The organism is Actinoallomurus iriomotensis (assembly GCF_030269445.1).
GTDB lineage: Bacteria > Actinomycetota > Actinomycetes > Streptosporangiales > Streptosporangiaceae > Actinoallomurus > Actinoallomurus iriomotensis.
Window position 1 is genome coordinate 655908 of record NZ_BSTJ01000002.1, and the last position, 19638, is coordinate 675545.

At 68.8% G+C, this 19638-nt stretch carries 14 protein-coding genes; 10 read left to right on the forward strand and 4 right to left on the reverse strand.

From position 1 onward, the window contains the following. Window positions 1-339 precede the first annotated feature (339 nt). On the forward strand, window positions 340-933 hold the full coding sequence (locus QSK37_RS11760; protein ID WP_285619750.1) for a hypothetical protein: 594 nt from the start codon (window positions 340-342) through the stop codon (window positions 931-933). Then, entirely contained in the window at window positions 930-1289 is a 360-nt protein-coding gene (locus QSK37_RS11765) for a DUF6086 family protein (RefSeq protein ID WP_285619752.1), read from the forward strand. Before QSK37_RS11760 ends, QSK37_RS11765 begins: the two co-directional genes overlap by 4 nt. 296 nt (window positions 1290-1585) lie before the next feature. Here QSK37_RS11765 and QSK37_RS11770 read toward each other — a convergent pair whose 3' ends face one another. From QSK37_RS11770 to QSK37_RS11780, 3 genes are read right to left on the reverse strand one after another with little or no spacing between them, the layout of a single operon-like run. Then, window positions 1586-2629 (reverse strand): LacI family DNA-binding transcriptional regulator, encoded by a 1044-nt coding sequence (locus QSK37_RS11770; protein WP_285619754.1) that lies wholly within the window; start codon window positions 2627-2629, stop codon window positions 1586-1588. Window positions 2630-2670: 41 nt separating this feature from the next. Then, the gene (locus tag QSK37_RS11775) at window positions 2671-3585 is read right to left on the reverse strand and encodes an ROK family protein (protein WP_285619755.1); all 915 of its coding nucleotides are present in this window, start codon (window positions 3583-3585) and stop codon (window positions 2671-2673) included. After that, entirely contained in the window at window positions 3582-5303 is a 1722-nt protein-coding gene (locus tag QSK37_RS11780; RefSeq protein WP_285619757.1) for a class I mannose-6-phosphate isomerase, read from the reverse strand. The genes QSK37_RS11775 and QSK37_RS11780 overlap by 4 nt, the downstream gene beginning before the upstream one ends. 198 nt (window positions 5304-5501) lie before the next feature. Here QSK37_RS11780 and QSK37_RS11785 point away from each other — a divergent pair, with 198 nt between their 5' ends. The 6 genes from QSK37_RS11785 (at window position 5502) to QSK37_RS11810 (ending at window position 15934) form a co-directional block, all read left to right on the forward strand. After that, complete coding sequence (locus tag QSK37_RS11785) at window positions 5502-6815, forward strand: ABC transporter substrate-binding protein (protein WP_285619759.1); 1314 nt, start codon at window positions 5502-5504, stop codon at window positions 6813-6815. After that, window positions 6812-7774, forward strand: coding sequence for a carbohydrate ABC transporter permease (locus tag QSK37_RS11790; RefSeq protein WP_285619761.1), 963 nt, complete (start codon window positions 6812-6814; stop codon window positions 7772-7774). Before QSK37_RS11785 ends, QSK37_RS11790 begins: the two co-directional genes overlap by 4 nt. A gap of 3 nt (window positions 7775-7777) precedes the next feature. Next, the gene (locus QSK37_RS11795; protein WP_285619762.1) at window positions 7778-8593 is read left to right on the forward strand and encodes a carbohydrate ABC transporter permease; all 816 of its coding nucleotides are present in this window, start codon (window positions 7778-7780) and stop codon (window positions 8591-8593) included. Window positions 8594-8630: 37 nt separating this feature from the next. Next, on the forward strand, window positions 8631-9830 hold the full coding sequence (locus tag QSK37_RS11800; protein ID WP_285619764.1) for a glycoside hydrolase family 76 protein: 1200 nt from the start codon (window positions 8631-8633) through the stop codon (window positions 9828-9830). 58 nt (window positions 9831-9888) lie between these two features. After that, the gene (locus tag QSK37_RS11805; RefSeq protein ID WP_285619766.1) at window positions 9889-13068 is read left to right on the forward strand and encodes a glycoside hydrolase family 38 N-terminal domain-containing protein; all 3180 of its coding nucleotides are present in this window, start codon (window positions 9889-9891) and stop codon (window positions 13066-13068) included. A gap of 109 nt (window positions 13069-13177) precedes the next feature. Continuing rightward, window positions 13178-15934 (forward strand): glycosyl hydrolase family 65 domain-containing protein, encoded by a 2757-nt coding sequence (locus QSK37_RS11810; RefSeq protein WP_285619768.1) that lies wholly within the window; start codon window positions 13178-13180, stop codon window positions 15932-15934. Here QSK37_RS11810 and QSK37_RS51700 read toward each other — a convergent pair. Further along, the gene (locus QSK37_RS51700) at window positions 15867-16445 is read right to left on the reverse strand and encodes a DUF6000 family protein (RefSeq protein WP_432705557.1); all 579 of its coding nucleotides are present in this window, start codon (window positions 16443-16445) and stop codon (window positions 15867-15869) included. The two genes, QSK37_RS11810 and QSK37_RS51700, sit on opposite strands and share 68 nt — an antisense overlap. Here QSK37_RS51700 and QSK37_RS11815 point away from each other — a divergent pair. After that, a complete protein-coding gene (locus QSK37_RS11815; protein WP_285619770.1) occupies window positions 16329-16715 on the forward strand; it encodes a hypothetical protein in 387 nt (128 codons plus the stop codon). The genes QSK37_RS51700 and QSK37_RS11815 overlap by 117 nt on opposite strands. Window positions 16716-16878: 163 nt before the next feature. Further along, window positions 16879-19404 (forward strand): DUF262 domain-containing protein, encoded by a 2526-nt coding sequence (locus QSK37_RS11820; protein ID WP_285619772.1) that lies wholly within the window; start codon window positions 16879-16881, stop codon window positions 19402-19404. Window positions 19405-19638: the final 234 nt, after the last annotated feature.

Here is a 19638-nt window from a genome sequence, read left to right on the forward strand (position 1 = left end):
GATCACGCGGGTGACGGTGATGCCTGCGGCGGTGAACGCCGAGCCGGTAGTCCATGCTGGCGGGCCGCAGGAACAGGGTCACTGAGGCCCCGATCCGCCTCAACCTCGCCCGCCCCGCGGTCCTTCTCCGCGGCGAAGGCCACTGCGAGAACCGTCCGGAGGCACGAGCCATGACACCCTGATCCCACAGACTCCGATTGGCCGCAATCGGCCACTCGGAGAATCGCCCGCATTCTTTGGGAAACCTCAGTCACAGGTATTTACGCATCACCCCATTCTGCGATGCTCAGACGTCGGCGCCCATACCCACGACGCACGCCGATGTGGCGGGAGGTGACCATGGCGACTGAACGCGTGAACGACCAGGTCGAGGAAGACATCGAAGATCCCGGCGCCGACCACGCGGTGGATCGGACGGCATTATCCGACCGACCTGGCACTCCGGGATACCCTTCCCGCGCCGAAAGCCGCGAAGGCGCAGATACCGCCAACGCCACAAGCTCCGAGTTATGGGAGCCCTCCGCGCCGGAGGGACAGCCAGGACCCCAAAAGGACCTGTCCGAAAAAGGCGACTCCGAACCCTCAGCTCCCTCCGACCTGGACGGGAAAAGAGACTACGTCGTCGACGACCCCACCCGGCCAGGCCGGCAGATCACCGACATCGACCGGATCGAAGACGGCACTCTCTGGGAAGAGAAGAGCGCGTCCAGCGCGGTGGACATCGACAAATGGGTGTCGAAGCATATAGACAAGAAGTTCGACTCCTACCTTGAGGCTCGACGACATCTGAAGGGATACGAAAATGCGCCGATCGGTTTCAGTTTCTCTGAGCCGAGCGCCGATCCCGAGTTCAGATCCGCCGTCGAGAACGCCATCGAAGAACTTCAGAAATCGCATCCTGACGTAACGATCCGCCTGGAGTGGCCACAATGAGCTACATATTCGACATAGGCGATGAGACGGTCTGGAGTCCGTCTCTGCGCACAGGGCGTCTCTATGTAGGGCTGACCAGCTGCATCGCGGATCTCGAAGGTCGCCCGTCGGGCCTGGTCGCGAACGCCGAGGACATGTACGCGTTGGACCCAGATGAGTTCCGGTCGCTCGTCGACGCCGTCTACGCGAACTTCTCCTCGACCGACCACCATGTCTACCGAGGCCAGCTCCGCGGCTGGCTCCTGACCTCGCTCGTCCTGTTGCAGCGAGCCCAACTCGGCCTTCCGGTCGTCAAGGCGACGGACGAAGATCTGCAACAGGATCTGGCCGCCTACGCGAAGTCGATGCCGACATGAAACGGAGCGCCGGACGGCAACGGCGTTTTCCTGCGACGGACAGCCGACCGGCCGGCGATTCCGCTCGAGTTCGTTCTACTCCCGCGCTGACCGTACGCATCCGGCTCTCCGTACGGCTGCCTCACGGCGCCAGATCGATGGCTCGGTTTCGGCGTCCTGCCGCCCCAGCAGCCGACCGCGCCGGGTGCGTGATGGCGGCGTCGGTCGTCCTCGAACGGCGGCGTCGGCGACCGGGTCGCACGGACCGGCATCCGCCGCTGTGGGAGCCGGGGGCTGTCGGGAGCACCTGACGGGCGTCATGCACCGGGGGGCGGGGCGCTGCTCGGGTGATCGCCGGAGCGGGTGCCGTGGCGGATGACGCGGGTCGGAACAGTGACGCGTCGGGAGGCGGGTGGCTCGGCGTCCTGGTGGTGGAGGCGGTCGATCAGCAGGCGTGCGGCCTGCCGGCCGATCTCGTCGGCGTCGTAGGAGACGAGCGTCAGGGGCAGGCCGAGGACGTCGGAGAGGTCGAAGTCGTCGAATCCCGCCAGGGGAAGAGCGGTCCCCCTTTTGTAGAGGGCCCGGATCGCGCCTTGGCTGATGCGGTTGTTGGTGCAGAACAGTGCCGTGGGCCCCTCGGGCCGGTCGAGAAGTTCGTGGGCTGCTCGTTCGGCCGTCGCGGCGTCGACGAGGCCCTGGTGGATGAGGGCGTTGTCGGGCTCGATGCCGGCCTCCTCGTGTGCCGCCCAGAATCCGCGCAGGCGTTCGGCGCCGGTGTAGAGCGCCGGCGGGTTGCCGAGGAAGGCGATACGGGAGTGCCCTTCGGCCAGAAGGCACGCGGTGGCCTCGAAGGCCCCGTGGAAGTCTTCGACCAGCACGCAGTCGGTGTCGAGTCCGGCGGGCGGCCGGGCCGCGAGGACGACCGGGACATGGCGCATGGCGGCGGCCAGGTGCTGCTGCCGGCTTCCGGCGGGAACGACGATCAACCCCTCGACCTGATGATCGATGAGGCCGTCGATGATGCCGGGCTCGCGTCCGGCCTGTTCGGCGGAGTTGCTGAGCAGCATCCGAAAGCCGTGTTCGGTCGCGACTTCCTGGACGCCGAGCGCGAGACGCGAATAGAACGGGTTGGCGAGGTTGGTGACGACGAGACCGATCATCCCGCTGCCGCCGAGCCGCAGGCTGCGCGCGGTCTCGTTGCGGCGGTAGCCGAGACGGTCCACCGCGGCAAAGACGCGTTCGCGCGTCTCCTCGGACACGCCGGGGTCGTTCTTGAGTACCCGCGAGACGGTCATGGCACTGACCTGGGCGAGTTTCCCGACGTCGTGCATGGTCGGCCCGCCGCCTCGGCGAGCGGTCATGCCCCTTCTCCTTCCTCCTGCCTGCGGCGGCGTCCCGGACCTCATGGAGCGCTCGGTGCGTCCTGTGCCCAATGGGCGGCCCCGATCAACGGTGCCTCCGCGGGCCGCCGGGCGGGCAGGACCCGCACCGCCGTCCCGCCGGCCACGGCCAGCCCCGCCGAGAGCGCAGGATGGATCAAGCCCCACGACTGGGCCATGGAACCGCCGACGACCACGGCGGTGGCTTCGAAACGGTCGATCCACGGAGCCAGGGCCTGGCCAAGGGTGTCGAAAGCGTAGCGGAAAGCCTCCGCCGCGGCGGCGTTGCCTTCCTCGGCCCGTACGGCGATCTCGTGGACGTCCGGGAGGGCGCGGTCAGCGGGGAGTGCCTCGAGACGGGCGTAGTGGGCGCGGATGGCCCGGCGCGACACCGTGTCCTCCAGCGGCCGGTGGTGCACGGTCAGCCGGTGGACGTGCCCGGCGGGTGGCACCGTGGCGCCGTCGTGCACGGGCCGGCCGGTGCGCAGGAACGAGGAGCCCACGCCCGTGCCCAGCGTCAGGCACACCACGCGGTCGTGCCCGGCGGCGGCACCGGCGTGGTATTCGCCGATGGCGAAGGCGTCGGCGTCGTTGAGGAAGCGCAGGCGCTCGGCCCGGTGATCCAGCCGCCGCCGCAGACCGGCCCCGACATCGACGCCGGACAGGGACTCGAACTTCCCGATGCCCGCGAAGCGGCCGATCCCGGTGTCGTAGTCGAAGGGGCCCGGCATGGCCACGCCCCAGCACGGCCGGTGGTCGGCGGGCAGTTCCAGAGCCGCCAGAGCGATGGCGTCGAGGATGCGGGCGGCCGCGGCGTTGGAGCCCAGCGGCCTGCGCGTCACCGAGGACGGGATGGGGCGGCCGGTCGCGGGATCGACGAGAGCGGCGGTGACGTGCGTACCTCCGACGTCGAGAACGGGGATCGGCGACACGGTCACGGCTCGACCACCAGGGCCTTCACGAGGTGCACCTCCTCGGTGCCCACAGAGCGGACGCGGTAGGGGCCGACCGCGGCGGGCACCGTGATGGTCTCCGCGAAGGCCAGAGAGTGGGTGCGGCCGTCGCGGGTCTCGATGACCGCGCCCTGACCCGCGGCGAGGTTGAGAATGTGGAAGCGGCCGGCGGTGTCGTCGGCGATGTCGGCGTCCGGGGACACGACCAGGCGGTGCACGGCGTAGAACATCTCCGGCAGGGCACCGACGACCTCTTCGCGCCAGCCCTCGCCCGCGCGCAGCGTACGCGGTTGCTGGATCAGGTCCTTCGTCACGTCCTCCCCGCGCCGAGAGGTGTCCAGATTGGCGAACCCGTGCTCGTAGGGCAAGGGCCGGGAGGCTCCGGCGGCGTCCCTGCGGAGCCAGTCGTAGAAGCGCAGGGAGTACAGGTACGGCGTCGCGCTGACCTCCAGCACCAGGTTGCCCGCCCCGGAGGCGTGCGGGGTGCCCGCAGGGATCATGAACAGCCGGCCCACCGTGGCCGGGTGGGTCTGGACGTGGTCCTCGACGGGCATGGGGGTGCCGTTCGCGATGGCGTCTTCCACCTGGCGCCGCATGAGGTCGACGTCCGCGTGCTCGGTGAGGCCGAGCAGCACCTGGGCGCCCGCTTCGCTGGCCGTGACGTAGTACGTCTCGTGCTGGGTGTACGGCCAGCCGAACACCTCCCGCATGTACTGCTCCCGCGGGTGGCAGTGCAGGGACAGGTTGCCGCCTCCCATCGTGTCGAGGTAGTCGAACCGGATGGGGAAGGAGGTGCCGAAACGGCGGTGCACCTCCTCGCCGAGCAGGTCCCTCGGGTGGCGGACGCACAGCAGCTGGAACGGGACTTCGACCCGCGCCCCGCTCTCGTCTTCGACGAGGATCCCCGCCTCAGGGGCGATCAGTTCGTAGCCCAGGGCCGTGTTGCCGGCCTGCGGCGTGAAGCCCAGTTCGCTCGCGGCCCACTGGCCTCCCCACGGGGTGGAGTTGAAGTACGGGCGGGTGCGCACCGGGCCCTGGACGAGGTGGGCCAGGGTGCCGCGCAACGTGGCGCCGGCCAGCGAGGTGGGCGAAGCGGCATCCTGCATGTCGAACCACCGATCGATCCGTCCCGCGATCGCGTCGCGGTGCCGGTCCAAGATGGGCCAGTCGGTGTAGAACAGGCGCACCAGGTCACCGGGTTCGCCGGGGCGGCCCAGGTTGACGCCCACCGGCGGCTCGCCCTGCGCGACGGCGGCCTCGGCGTACCGTTTCGGCAGGTCCGCGTACCACAACACGTCCGGCTCACACAGCGCCGCGCCCGGCCCGAACGCCACCACGATGCCGTCGTCCACGGGCCGGCCGGGCCGGGGAACGGAGTCGAACAGGTCCGCGATCCGCGCCTCGGACAGCGGGGTGAAGAACGGGTCGTCGGCGGGGACGGGCCGAGCGACGACGCGCTCCGCGGCCGACGGTGCATGGTGGCCGCGCACGTCCAGCAACTCCACCGCGCGCCCCGCCGAGCGCACGGCCGCCGCCAGCCCGTCGGCCAGCGCCTCCCAGTCCAGGGCGGCGGGACCGTCGACCGAGAGGACCAGCGGGCCGGCCGGCAGTTCGGCGACGGCAGCGGGCCAGCCCGTGATCACCGGCCCGTCGACCGGCCGGTAGCTGGGGTGGGGCTCGTACGAACGCGGCGCGGACTGCACATCTGCTCCTCACTGGACTCCATGACTTCGTTAACGATAACAAGAGCTCGACGCCATCTGCGTCGTGACTCTTGCCACGTTGGAATGGTGTCGTTAACATCCACGCAACACGCATCCGGCGACTCCAGGTGCTTTGGGGTCCCGTGTGTGCCCAGTGGTTCACGTCATGCGCGTGGGCCGATTCGATAAAGGTGATCAATGTCAGCATCGGGCAGGACCCGCCGCGCGGCCGTGCCGCTCGCCCGGCGTCGCTTCCTCGCCGGGATGGCCGCAGGCGCGGCCACGCTCGCGGTGGAGGGGTGCGCTCGCGGAGACAGCACGTCGGCGCAGCCGGGGACCACCAGCATCTCCAACGACAACGCCACCTGGGACGAGGGGTACCGCTCGGCCGGACGTGAGCTGAAGAAGATCACCGGCTATGCGCTGCGGCCGTTGTCGAATCCCTCGGTGACCTCCTATCAGCAGGTCGTTCAGATGACCCTGCAGACCTCGAAGGCCACCGACCTGGTCAAATGGGCTTCCGGCTACCAGCTCAAGCGCCTGGCGCGTGCGGGCGGGCTGACGGATCTGACGAAGGTCTGGGGGAACTACGCGGCCAAGGGGTGGGTGCGCGGCAGCGCACGCGAGGCGATGTCGTATCACGGGAAGGTCTACGGCGTCCCGCTGTACGAGTCGTACTACGTGCTGTTCTACAGCAAGCCGGTGTTCCAGAGGCTGGGACTGTCCGCCCCGGGCAGCTGGGCCGAACTGCTGCACTGCGCGGAGGTGCTCAAGGGCAACAAGATCACGCCGTTCCTCGCCAGCCAGGTCGGCGGTTGGCCCGCGATCGAGTGGTTCCAGGAGCTGGTCACCAAGGTCGACCCGCGCTTCTACCAGCGACTGGTGGCGGGCCAGGCGTCCTACACGGACGACGCGGCGCGCCAGGCGATGAACATCTGGTACGACTTCATGCGCAAGGGCTGGATGACGTCCCCCGACTTCGACCAGGCACGTGGCCCCGGCGCGCTGAAGGCCGGCACGGTGGGCATGTTCCTGCACGGCACATGGCAGGCGCAGGGGATGACCGCCGCGGGCATGAAGGCGGACGTCGACTACGGCGCCTTCATCCTTCCCACGGTGCGGCCGTCCACCCCGAAGAGCGTGATCGCCGAGTCGGGTGTCTTCACGGTGCCCAGCCGTGCCTCCTCGCACGAGGCCGCCATGGCGAATGTCGGGGCGTGGCTCGACCCGTCCGTCCAGCGGGTGTGGAGCGATTTCCTGGAGGACAGCTCCGCCAATCCGACGGTGCGGTCGAGCAACCCGGTCGTGGCCCGGCTCCAGCTGGACATCGCCCGGGAGCAGCGGATCCCGCTGGTCCGCTACTGGGAGGCCAGTCCGCCGAGCCTCATCCAGGGCAACGCCGATGACCTGGGCGGATTCATGGCCGGGCAGACCTCTCCGGCCACGACGCTGCGCCGGATGCAGGAGCGTGCGCAAGACGAATGGGCGGCCTGGAGGCGTGACGAGGCATGAGTACATCGACGACCGACCTGCCCACCCCTGCCGCCGGCGGCGGAAGGCCGGCAGCGCCCTCCGGCGGCGCACGGCGTACGCCGCCGGCGAACGCCTGGCGCAGGAGGCGTGAGCGCCTGACCGCCGGGGGATTCATGGCTCCGGCCGTGCTCCTGGTCACCGTCTTCCTGCTCGTTCCGTTCGTGTGGACCATCTACCGCAGCTTCTTCAGCGACAGCCGGACCTCAGGGTTCAGCTGGTTCGGCAACTACACGAGGTTCGTCTCCGACCCGGCGCTGTCCCGCTCCATCGTGAACACCGCGATGTGGGTGGTGGGCACGGTCCTGCTCCCCCTGGTGCTCGGGCTGGCCATCGCCTGCATGACCAACGCCACCCGCTGGTCGCGTCTCGCGCGGCTGTGCGTGGTGCTCCCCTACGCGCTCTCGGGTTCCGCGGTGGCGGTGGTCTGGAACTTCATGCTCACCACCGACGGCGCCGTCAACCAGGTCCTGACCACCCTGGGTCTGGGCTCACTGGCTCACGGGTGGCTGCTGACCTGGCCGGGCAACACCCTGGTGATGATCCTCGCCAACGCCTGGCAGGCCACCGGCGTGGCCGTCATCCTCTTTCTGGTCGGCCTGCAGTCCATCCCGCCGGAGACGCTCGAGGCCGGCGCCCTGGACGGCGCGGGAAGCTGGCAGCAGTTCCGTCATATCGTCCTGCCCCAGCTCCGGCCCATCTCGATCATCGTGATCGGCATGAGCCTCGTCAACGGCCTCAAATCGTTCGACCTGATCTGGGTGCTCACCCAGGGAGGCCCCGGACGGGCCACGGAGACCCTTGCGGTGTCCATGTACAACGAGACCTTCCTGGAGCTGCGGCCCGGCGCCGGAGCGGCGATCGCGGTCGTCCTCACCGTGATCGTGCTGGCGGCCTCCTGGCTCTATCTGCGCCGTCAGCTCGACGTGAAAGGCGAATGACCTATGTCCCTTGGCCGAGTCCTGCGCAACGGCACCGTCGCGGTGCTCGCCGTGCTGTGGCTGATCCCGACCTGGCTCCTCGTGGTCAACGCGCTGGTGCCGAGCGAGAGTTACTCCGGCGGCCCGCACTGGCTGCCCGAGGGCTTCGGGCTGTTCGACAACATGTCCCAGGCCTGGGACCAGGCCCACGTCGGGCCGGCACTCGCCAACAGCCTGCTGTACGCCGTCGTGAGCGCGCTGGCCGCCGTGGTGGTGGCCTCGTTCGCCGCCTTCGCCACCGTCGTCATGCCCGTGAGGCGGCGGGTGCTGTGGTTCTGGGTGATCTATTCCGGCACGCTGCTGCCCCTGCAGGTCTTCATCCGGCCGCTGTTCCTCTCCTACGCGAAGTCGTCCCTGTACGACACCCAGATCGGTCTCGTTCTGATCTACGCGGCCATCGCGATTCCCTTCGCGTTCTTCGTCATGCGCAACTACGCCCTGACGCTGCCGCGGGAGGTCGTCGAGGCCGCGCGCATGGACGGTGCGTCGTGGTGGCGGCTGTTCTGGCGGATTCACGTCCCGCTGACCAGGTCCGCCATGATCGCCGTCTTCGTGTTCCAGTTCGTGGCGGTCTGGAATGACCTGATGTTCGGCATCACGCTGACCACGAGCCGCAACATCCGGCCCATCATGGCCGCGCTCGCCGACCTGCAGGGCAACTACTCCAACGTCGGGCCCCCGGTCGTACTGGCCGGAGCCCTTCTCGTGTCCCTGCCGACCCTGGTGCTGTTCTTCTCCGCACAACGTTTCTTCGTCAGCGGCCTCAAGATCCACCGCTGACTCCCGCACGCCCCCTCCTCGCCCCGAAGGATCGACCATGCCGCGATCGCTGCTCCGCCATGCCATCGTCACCGCCGCCTGCGCGGGCCTGCTCTGCGGCGCCGCCCCCGCGTACGCCCGAGCCGGTCACCCCGTACGTCCCACCTCCGCCGCCCTGTGGGCGGACCGCGCCACCAACGCCTACGACGCTTTGCAGGCACATCTGTACCAAGGCCCCGGTGACCACGGCCTGTACCTGGAACGCACGCCCCGGCAGTCCACGGACCCGGAACACTCCTACCTGTGGCCGATGCGCGAGGCCGCCGCGGCGGCCGTGGACATGGAGCGACTCCCCCGCACGGGCTCGGCCTACCGCCCGGACGCGGCCGAACGCTTCGACACCCTGGAGCTGTACTTCGCGTCCGGCGATCGGCCGGGCTACCACTCCTACCTGCCCGCCCCGCTGGGATCAGGCGGTGACGTGTACTACGACGACAACGCCGTGGTCGGCCTGAGCGAGCTCGACCAGTACGAGCGCACCGGTGACCGCGGGTTCCTGAACCGGGCCGAGCAGGTCGTGCCCATCGTCGCCCGCGCCTGGGACGGCGACACCACCAAGACCTGCCCCGGCGGCATGGACTGGTTCGACGCGCCCGGCAACAACATCCGTGCCACCAACGTCACCGCCCTGTCCGCCCAGCTCGCCGCCAGGCTCTACGAGCACACGCACGACCGCGCCTACCTCGACAAGGCCGAGCGGTGGTACGGATGGGTGTACTCATGCATGCGCACGGCGCCGGGCCTGTACGCCAACGACCGTGCGGACGACGGCAGCACCAACCCGACCCTGTGGACCTACAACTCGGGCGCGATGATCGGCACGGCCACCGCTCTCTACCGCGGCACCGGCGACGCCGGCTACCTGAAGAAGGCCGTCGACGACGCCCACGCCTCCCTGGCGTACTGGACGCAGGGCACCCGTCTGCACGATCAGCCGGCCATCTTCAACGCCTTCTACTTCAAGGACCTGCTCGCCCTCGACGCCCTCCGTCCCGACCCGGCGTACCGGAAGGCCGTGAGCACCTACGCGGACGACACCTACGACACCAACCGGGACGCCGCCACCGGACTGTTCCGCTTCCAGCCGTCGGGCGGCGGCGACTACGACCCCGCGGCTCCGGCCGAAACCCTCGAGCAGTCCGCCATGGTCCAGATCTTCGCCATCCTGGCTCGCACCCACGGGTCCCAGCGCCCCTAGCCGGGCTCCTGATCCGGCACCCATCACCATTCCGCAACGCGAAGGACACCAAGGCACCATGTCCAAGCCACCGCTGACCCGGCCTTCCTGGTGGGACTCCGACATCGCGCGCGACATCCTGCGTGACCGTGTGGTCACCACCACCGCCGGCATCGGCGACACGGAGGTGCGGCTGTCCGGCGAGCCCCTGCTGCGCCGCCGCGACGGCGGCGATGGGCTGCTCCAGTCGATCCGGCTACGTGTGCGCCCCGCGCACGACACTCCGCCGCGCATCACCCGGGCCCGGGTCACCACCAGTGGGGGCACGCCCGTCCACTGCGAGGTCCTTTCCGGCCCCGGGGCCGACACCCGCATCCTGGTGCCGGAGGTGGACGAGCCGACGCCCCTGCTGATCGAGCTTCCCGACCTGGAAGAAGGCCGCCGGTTCGCGTTCGAGGCGCGCCCGCAGCGTCACTGGACGTTGCACCTGGTGCAGCACTCCCATCTCGACATCGGCTACACCGACCCGCAGGGGCGGGTCATGGCCGAGCACCGCGCCTATCTCGACTCGCTGCTCGAGCTGTGCCGCGACACCGACGACCGCCCGGAACCCGCCCGGTTCCGCTGGGCCGTCGAGGGCTTCCACTCCTTCCAGGACTGGCAGGCGCACCGACCCCGCCGCCGGGTCGAGCACTTCCTCGACCGGGTACGCGAAGGCCGCATCGAGCTCACGGCGCTGCCGTTCAACCTCCATACCGAGACCTGCTCCACGGACGAACTGCACGAGCTCATCCGCCCCGTGGCGGACCTACGCGAGCGGCACGGCATCGACATCCGCACCGCCATGCAGACCGACGTGCCCGGCCAGGTCGTCGGCCTGCCCGACGTCCTGGCCACCAACGGCGTCCGGTACCTCTCCGTGGCGCACAACTGGGCCGGGCGTGCCGTACCGCACCTCGTGGGCGGGGAACACCTGCCACGGCTGTTCCGCTGGCAGGCGCCCAGCGGCAACAGCGTCCTGGTCTGGCGTACGGACACGCCGCACGGCCTGGCCTACATGGAAGGCTCCGTCCTCGGTTTCGACGAGTCCTACGACCACGTCGACGACCTTCTGCCCGCCTATCTCAGCGCGCTGGCCGAGTTCGCCTATCCGCACGAGGGCCGCGGGATCCCCGGCTTCCCCATCCTCGACCACACCGTCACCTCCGAGCCCTATCCATGGGACGTGCTGCACCTGCGTGTGCTGGGCAAGTTCGCGGACAACGGCCCGCCCCGCCGGATCATCTCCGACACGGTGCGCCGCTGGAACGAGCAGTGGGCCTTCCCGCGACTGCGCGCCTCCCGCAACCAGGACTTCTTCGAGGACGCCGAGAAGCGGATCGGTGACCGGCTGGAGACCTTCCAGGGAGACTGGAGCGACTGGTGGGTCGACGGAATCGGCGCCGGAGCCGTCCCGCTCGCCGCCACGCGCCGTGGCCAGGCCGCCCTCGCCGAAGCCCAGACCGTGGCCGGCTACGCCCAGCTGATGGGCGTGCCCGGCAGCACGGCCGTCGCCGCGACGGCGCCGGCCGTCTACCGCGCGGCCTCGCTGTTCAACGAACACACCTGGGGCGGCGGCGATCCCTGGACCCATGGCGAACACGGTCACGGCTCCGGCGAGAAGCAGTGGCACTGGAAGTACTCCCAGGCCCTGCGCGCCCACGACGACGCGGAGGCGATGCTGGACTCCGCCGCCGCGCTGCTCGGCGAAGCCTTCGCGCCCCTCACCGGCGCTCTGGCCTCCTACTACGTCGTGAACACCTGCAGCTGGCCGCGTACCGAAACGGCACGGATCTTCCTGCCCGAGAGCACCGTGGCGCCGGGCGACGCCGTCCAGGTCCTCGACGCGCGCACCGGCGCCTCCCTGCCGTTCGCGGAGGAGGCACAGAGCAACGAACGCCACCGTGCGGCCGGCCGGTTCCTGCGCGTTCCCCTCACCGACGTGCCGGCCTGCGGCACCGTGCGCCTGGACATCGTGCCCGGCGCCTCCTCTCCCGCGACCGACGGTGACGGCACCGGCGTACCCGCGGACCCGGCCGTCCTGGAGAACGACCACCTGCGCGTCACGGTCGACCTGAGGCAGGCCTGCATCGGCTCCATCCTCGACAAGCGCACCGGGCGCGAGCTCGTGCGGCAGGACGCCGTCATCGGCTTCAACGGCTACGTGTACGACGAGTACGCCACGGCCGGCGCGTTCAACCACCAGTCGAGCAAGACCGTCGCCGACGACTCGATGCATCTGCTCGCCTCACGCCGGACCGCGCCCCCTGCGGCACTCGTCGACCGCACCTCGGACGCCACCGGCCAGACGATCGTCTACGAATGCGCTCCGGCCGGCACCCGCCGGCTCCGCGTGAAGGTGCACCTGCCTCACGACGCGGCTCGCATCGACATCGAGAACCGCATCGACAAGACCGCGACGCTGACCAAGGAGAGCGCGTTCTTCGCCTTCCCCTTCGCCCTGGACGAGCCCGCGGTGCGCATGGAGGCCACCGGGGGCGTCACCGGCACCGGGCTGGCGACCGTGCCGGGGTCCGCCACCCACATGCGGGCCGTCCGGCGTTGGATCAGCCTGAGCGACGGCACTCACCATGCCGCGCTGGCCACGACCGACGCTCCCCTCGTCCAGCTCGGCGGAATCGCGATCCCGTACGTTCCCTACCCGCGGTCGTTGCCGCAGGAGGAGCCGGCCACCGTCTTCTCCTGGGTGCACAACAACATCTGGGACACGAACTTCCCGTCCCAGCAGGCGTTCGACCACGTCTTCCGCTACAGCGTCGGTTTCACCGCCGCGGACGCCTCCGCGGGACTCGGCGAGCAGGCGGCCGTTCGCGTCGCGGCCGTCACCGGCCACCCGCTCGTGCCGGTCCGTGCCCGTGCCGAAGCCCAGGCACGGCCACCGTCGCAGACCCGGTTCCTGACCGTGGACGATCCTCGCGTTCGTCTCGTGGGCCTGACCTCCCCGGGCGAGGACATCCTCCTGATCCGCCTGCAGTCCCTGACCGACACCCCGATCACCTGCCGCCTGAGCACCCCGTTCACCGTCACCCGGGCGCTCCGTACCAACCTTCTCGGCCTTGCCGCGAGCGAGCTGGGCCCGGAACCGGACGGCGCCATCCCGGTCGACGTGCCCGCGCTCGGAACGGCGGCGGTCACCCTCCATCTGCGCCCGTCCACGGCGCCCCAGCCGCACGAGGTTCGGGGCGCCCGAAAAGAGTGAAAACTGCCCTTTATGCACTCTTGACGGCATATTCGGCCGGACCGTACGTTGACCCGGGCCCTCCACCTGGACATATCCACCGAATCAACCGGGCAAGGATGTGCGTCGAATGACGAGATCGCGTTTCCATCGTGATCGACCCCGCCGCCTCGTACAGAGCGCGGCGTCCGTCCTGTCGGCGCTCGCCTGCGTGGTGCTGGGCGCGGTGGCGGTGCCGGCCTCGGCCGCGCCGCCGCCGGGCCGGCTCACCGGCGAAGGCTGGGTGCTGAGCACGACCGACGCCTCGAAGAACTATTCCCCGACGTTCGTCGGCAATGGTTACCTGGCCGCGCGGGTGCCGGCGGCGGGCGAGGGGTACAGCAGCAAGCCCATCGTCACCCAGTCCGAGCTCGCCGGCTTCTACGCCCGTCCCGCCGGCCAGAACGAGCAGCGAGCCAGCCTGCCGAGCTGGACCACGCTCGGCTTCGGCCGCAGCGGCGGCGTCTACGGGACGGGGAACTGGTCCTGCGCGTTCGACCAGCTGTGCCCGGCGGCGTACGGGAAGATCTCCGGCGGCGCGTTCGTCGAGAGCTCCCACTCCGGCTCGACCGTCGGCGGCTACCTGGCCGGCCTGAACACCAACGGCCAACCGACGGTCGGCGGCACCGACGTCATCGAGATCCGCGACGCGCCGGCCGGCACGGCGACCCTGGCGGTGCGGTACGGCAACGCGAGCGGCGGCCCGCAGTCCATCCACCTCGGCGTGAATGGCACGCTCCAGCAGCTGACCGTGCCCAGCCTGTCCAGTTGGGACGACTGGGGGGTGGTGACCGTGCCGGTGACGCTGAACGCGGGCGCGAACACGCTCGAGGTCACCGTCGCCCAGGGTGACGAGGCGCGGGTGAACGTCGACTACCTCGCGCTGTATCCGGACGGCGGGCAACGACCGACCCAGGTCGCCACCGACGCGATCGGCACCACCAATGAGTACGAACAGTCACTCGACCTGCGCACCGGGGTGCTGAGCACGTCGTTCGACTGGACCTCGCCCGCGGGTGACACGACCAGGTTCACCTACGAGGTCAACGCCAACCGCGCCGACGGTCATCTGGGCACGGTGAGCGTGAAGGCCGTGCCGCACTGGAGCGGAACGGCCACCGTCGTGGACGAGTTCGACGGCCGGGGACTGAACCACGCCTCCACCTCGGACCCACACGTGGACGGCAGGACCGCGACGCTGTCACAGACCGTCGTGAGCGACGGGAAGCTGGTCACCGCCGGGCTGAACTCGGTGCTGCGCATCAATGACAAGACCATGCCCACGGAGACGATCGCCGCGTCCGGCGACGGCAGCGCCGGGCAGAGCGCGGCCTTCCCCGTCCACGCCGGTCGGACGTACCGGATCACCAAGTACGTCGGCGTGGCCTCCAGCGCCGACACCGACCGGTCGCTCAAGGCCGCGAGCCCGCAGCGGGCCGCCGCGGACACCGCGTCCCGCGCCGCCAAGGGCGGCTACCAGCAGGCGCTCGCCCGCAACGACGGCGCCTGGGCACGCCTGTGGCGGTCCGGCATCTCGATCCCGGGTGACACGACCACGACCGCACGGATCCACGCGTCGATGTTCTACCTGCTCGCGAGCATGCGCGCCGGTGTCACCTGGAGCGCCAGCCCGGGCGGGCTGTCCTCGGACGGCTACGCCGGCCACGTGTTCTGGGACATGGAGACCTGGATGTACCCGGCGCTGCTCGCCCAGTTCCCCGACATCGCGGTCGGCGCGAACACCTACCGGCAGAAACTCCTGCCCGGCGCCGAGGCCGACGCCGCGAAGCTGTCCACCCCCACCCAGCCGATCAAGGGCGCGAAGTTCCCGTGGGAGAGCGCGCAGAGCGGCACGGAGCAGACCCCGCCGTGCTGCACCACGGGCAAGAGCGAGATCCACATCAACTCCGACGTCGCTCTGGCGCAGTGGCAGTACTACGAGGCGAGCGGCGACAGAACGTGGCTGCGGGACAACGCCTGGCCGGTGCTGAGGGACATCGCCGACTACTGGGCCACGCGTGCCGTGCCCGACCCGACCGGCGGATACGACATCAACGACGTCATGGGCCCGGATGAGTACCACGACAACGTGAACAACAGCGCGACGACCAACGCCGGCGCGCAGGCGTCCCTGCGTATCGCCATCCGCGCCGCCGGCATCCTCGGCCGGACCGCCGATCCGGCATGGAGCAAGGTCGCGGACGGCCTGAAGATCCCGGTGGACGCAACGGCCAATATTCATCCGGAGTTCTCGGGATACAACGGGCAGACCGTCAAGCAGGCCGACGTCACCCTGCTGCAGTACCCGTGGGGTGTACCGATGTCGTCCGGCCTGGCGCAGAACGACCTCGACTACTACAAGCAGCACACCGACCCGAACGGCCCGTCGATGACCGACGCGATCGCCGCCATCAACAGCGCCGCCCTCGGATCGCCCGGCTGCACGGTCTACACCTACCTGCGCGACAGCGCGGACCCGTTCCTGGCCGCACCGTTCAACCAGTGGTACGAGACCCGCAACGGCGGAGCGTTCACCTTCACCACCGGTGAGGGCGGCTACCTGCAGGAGTTCCTGTACGGATTCACCGGGCTGCGCTGGGGAACCGACTCGATCACCATCAACCCCTTCCTGCCTCCGCAACTGCCGGGCGTGGACATCACGGGAGTGAAGTGGCAGGGGCGCACGTTCGACCTTTCGGTGGGGCAGCAGGCGACCAAGCTGACCCTGCGATCCGGCCCGCCACTCCCGGTACGAACCGCGGACGGCAACGTACGCAAGGTCACGCCCGGCAAGACGCTCCAGACACCCACCAGGCACCCGGCAGGCGACGCGACACAATGCCCGTGACCACACCGGGCATGAACCCGACCACGTGACCCATGGCACGGCCGGCCCGCTTGTGGCGCGCCGGCCGTGCGATGAGCAGCACTGATCGTCGCCCCCGGTCGCACCCATCCGGGCACTCCGGCCGAGGACGACTTCCATACCGGCAGACGTTGGATGAACGCGGACGTCTTCGTCCCTTGCGTTTGGTACTGACGAGCCGGGCGAGCTGACCATACGGCGCAACGACCCGCCCGAATCCGCCACGCTCTCGCTCGGGATGAGAAACCGCTGGCCGTGGGTCATGGAGCCTCATGTCGAGGTGGCGCAGTGTGCCGATGGCCGAGTCCTGGTTGTAGTGACAGTGTTTCTTCAACAGGTAGCGGTCCAGGCAGGCGACCGGGATTTCCGTCCTCGGATGCACCGAAACGCGGAAGGCGCAATGGTGTGCCTGCGGCCCCTGCTGGACGAGCTGGGCATCCGGCTCGCAAACGACGGAGGCGAAATGACGAATGAGACCGAACGCCGCTTCCACCTCGCGATGGTCGAGATCTATCAGACGGCCAAGCGCGAGCTCGGCTACAACGCGAAGCGCTTCATCCAAATGGTGTCCGATCAGGGCGGCCTCGCCACCGCACGGCAGCTGCTGTGGAGCGACCAGATCTCGGACGGCTTCGAGACACTCCGGCAGCACGGCCGCCTCGACCTGTCCGTTGGGGCACACGTACTGAAAGAGGAGTTCGCCGAGTTGTTCACGGATGAGGACCGGCGACGCGCCCGCGACCGCCTCGCCCCGTTTCGTTGATCAACAGCATCGAGCCCGGAATGTCCGATACAGGAATTCCGGCCTCTATATAAGTCGTCGACTGTTGTCACAATGTGACACAGAGCGATCGACGATCGGCACTCACCTTGAGAAGGTTGACGTTCATCCGGCATTCCGCGAGACAGGTCAAGGTGGTTCAGCGGTGAAGGCAAGCGAGACTACGTTGCGCAAGCTCGTTGGCGGCGAGAAGCAGTTCTTGGTCCCGTTGTTTCAACGCCCGTACGCGTGGACAAGCAAGCAATTCGAGCCACTATGGTCGGACGTTGTAACGCAGGCGGACGCCTTGGCCCACGGTCATGCGCGCGCCCACTTCCTCGGCTCCGTCGTACTGGCTCCCAGCCCCCAGATGACCTCCTCGCTGGGGCAGTGGATCGTCGTCGATGGGCAGCAGCGCCTTACCACTTTGCTCTTGTTGCTGTGCGCGATCCGCGATCACCAGACGGCGGAGGATGCCAGCCACCGGGACCGTATCAACGAGCTCCACCTGATCAACAAGTGGAAGCAGGGCGACACTCGCTACCGGCTGCTACCCACGCAGGTCAATCGCGACGCGTTCAAGGCGTGCGTGGACGGCGTGATCGACGATCGGGTCAGCGGTGCCATCGGGAGTGCCTACCAGTTCTTCCGCAGCAAGTTGGTGACGGCAGATGATCCCGCCGACCCCCACGACATCGAGCGCATCGAGTCAGCGGTGCTCGACCGCCTTTCCCTCGTAGAGATCATCGTCGAACGCGACGACAACGCCTTTCGCATCTTCGAGTCGCTCAACAACACCGGGATGCGGTTGAGCCAGGTCGACCTGATCCGCAACTACGTCTTCATGATGTTGCCGACCACGGGCGAACACGTTTACGAGACCTACTGGCTGCCCCTCCAACGCCTTCTCGACAACGACACAAAGGCGATGGAGCAACTGATGTACCTGGTGCTCGTGCTCCAGCGCGGCGAGGACGCTGCCTACAACGACATCTACCGGGGCCATCAGGAGTTGCTGCACGAGGCGGCCGGCGACGAGGCCGAGATCGAACGCTACGTCGCCGAACTCGCACGCCGAGGCCGCCATCTGCACGTCATCCTCAATCCGGAGACCGAGGCCGACCGGCGAATCTCCGCAAGCCTCCGGTTCCTCAACGAATGGCAGGCGTCGACCGCCTACCCTGCGATCATGAGGCTTCTCGAGCTACGCGATGGCGGGGACGCCACCGACGACGATCTCACTGAGTCCCTGCGCTATATCGAGAGCTTCCTGGTACGCCGACTCATCACCGGCGTACCTACGAACAATCTCAACCGCGTCTTCCAGCGCCTGCCCAGCCAGCTCAATAGAGATGATCCGATCGCCGAGACCGTACGATCCAAGCTCTCCCCCGCTCGGCTCTACTGGCCCACCGACCGCGAACTCCGCGAGGCCATCCGGACCAAGCAGTTCTACTGGCAAGGGCGCGGGCCTCAGAAGAAGCTCGTTCTGCGCCGGTTGGCCGATACGTACCGCAGCCCGGAAATGGTGGATCTCGCACACACGAACATCACCATTGAGCACATCCTCCCGCAGCACTTGACCGACGAGTGGCGCAGGGAGCTGTCCCGTGACAGCGAAGAGCCGGCGATGCTGCATCGAGAGCTAGTGCACACTCTCGGGAACCTCACGCTGACCGGGTACAACCCGTCCCTCGGTGACCTGCCGTTCGCCAGCAAAAGGGAACAACTACGGCGCACCAGCATCGCCATGAACCAGGCCATCGCCGACAAGGAGCGGTGGGGCAAACCCGAGATCCATGCCCGCGCGGACGACCTGGCCGACCGCGCGATCAGAATCTGGCCCGGCCCCGACGAGTCGGACCGCGACACCGCTCCGGGCCGAGACTGGACGCTCCTGCACAACGCGCTCGCCGTGCTGCCGCCGGCCACCTGGACAACGTACGGTGACCTCGCGGAGGTGATCGGCTCCCACGCGGTCCCGGTAGGAGTGCACCTGGCCAACGCGCGGGCGCTCAACGCGCATCGAGTCCTCACGGCGGATCGGCGGCCTTCAGACAGCTTCCGTTGGCCTGACGAGGACGATGACCGTGACGTCCGTGAGGTCCTCGCTACGGAAGGCATCAAGTTCGACGAGTCCGGCCGGGCCGACCCTGGCCAGCGGGTCACCGCCCGAGAGCTGGCAGAGCTGCTCGGCCTACCGGGAGCGGAAGACCTGGGCGAGGCGGAGCTGTCGGAGGACACCAGCCAGGATTTGAGTGACAAGGAGCAGCGCTTCCAGCGCCAGATTGGAGAGCGGAGCGGCCCCAAGGCCGCCGGAGGCGTCGCGCGCCTCTTGGATCACTGGCATGCGACAGGCGGCGAATTCCAGTACGGCACCGCCACCAACGCACGATGCAGCCCGATCCTCCGCCGGGGACGTGGCGTCATCAAGATGCTCAACATCTACGCCGACGTCGCCGAGGTGCCGTTCGCGTTCCTCAAAGGCCGCCCCCCATTCGACGATCCCGCCCTCCGGGAAGAGCTGCGACGGCGCCTCAACACGGCGCCCGGTGTCGACTTGCCGGCCTCGAAGCTGGAGCTGTATCCGAGCTTCCCTGTCACGCTGCTCGCCAACGAAGCCGTTTGGGATGTCGTGATAGCGGCCCTCGACTGGTTCGCCAACCAGGTGAAGAAGGCAGAGACCGACTAGGGATCACCGCCGATATGAGGGCCGACTCGGCATGATGGGCGGCCGCTGCCCAGCCGCAGACTTGTACTGACCGGGCGAGGTCCCGCATCCGACCCCGCCCAGCGTACATGCGGCGTCGTACGGCCGGACGGCTTCGCTGGCCGCCGGCAACCGTACACGCGAAAGCGCACGTGCCCTTCCCGTAGGCGCGGCACGGAATGAGGTCCGGGGCCGCCGCCTGTAGCTCACGGCCGG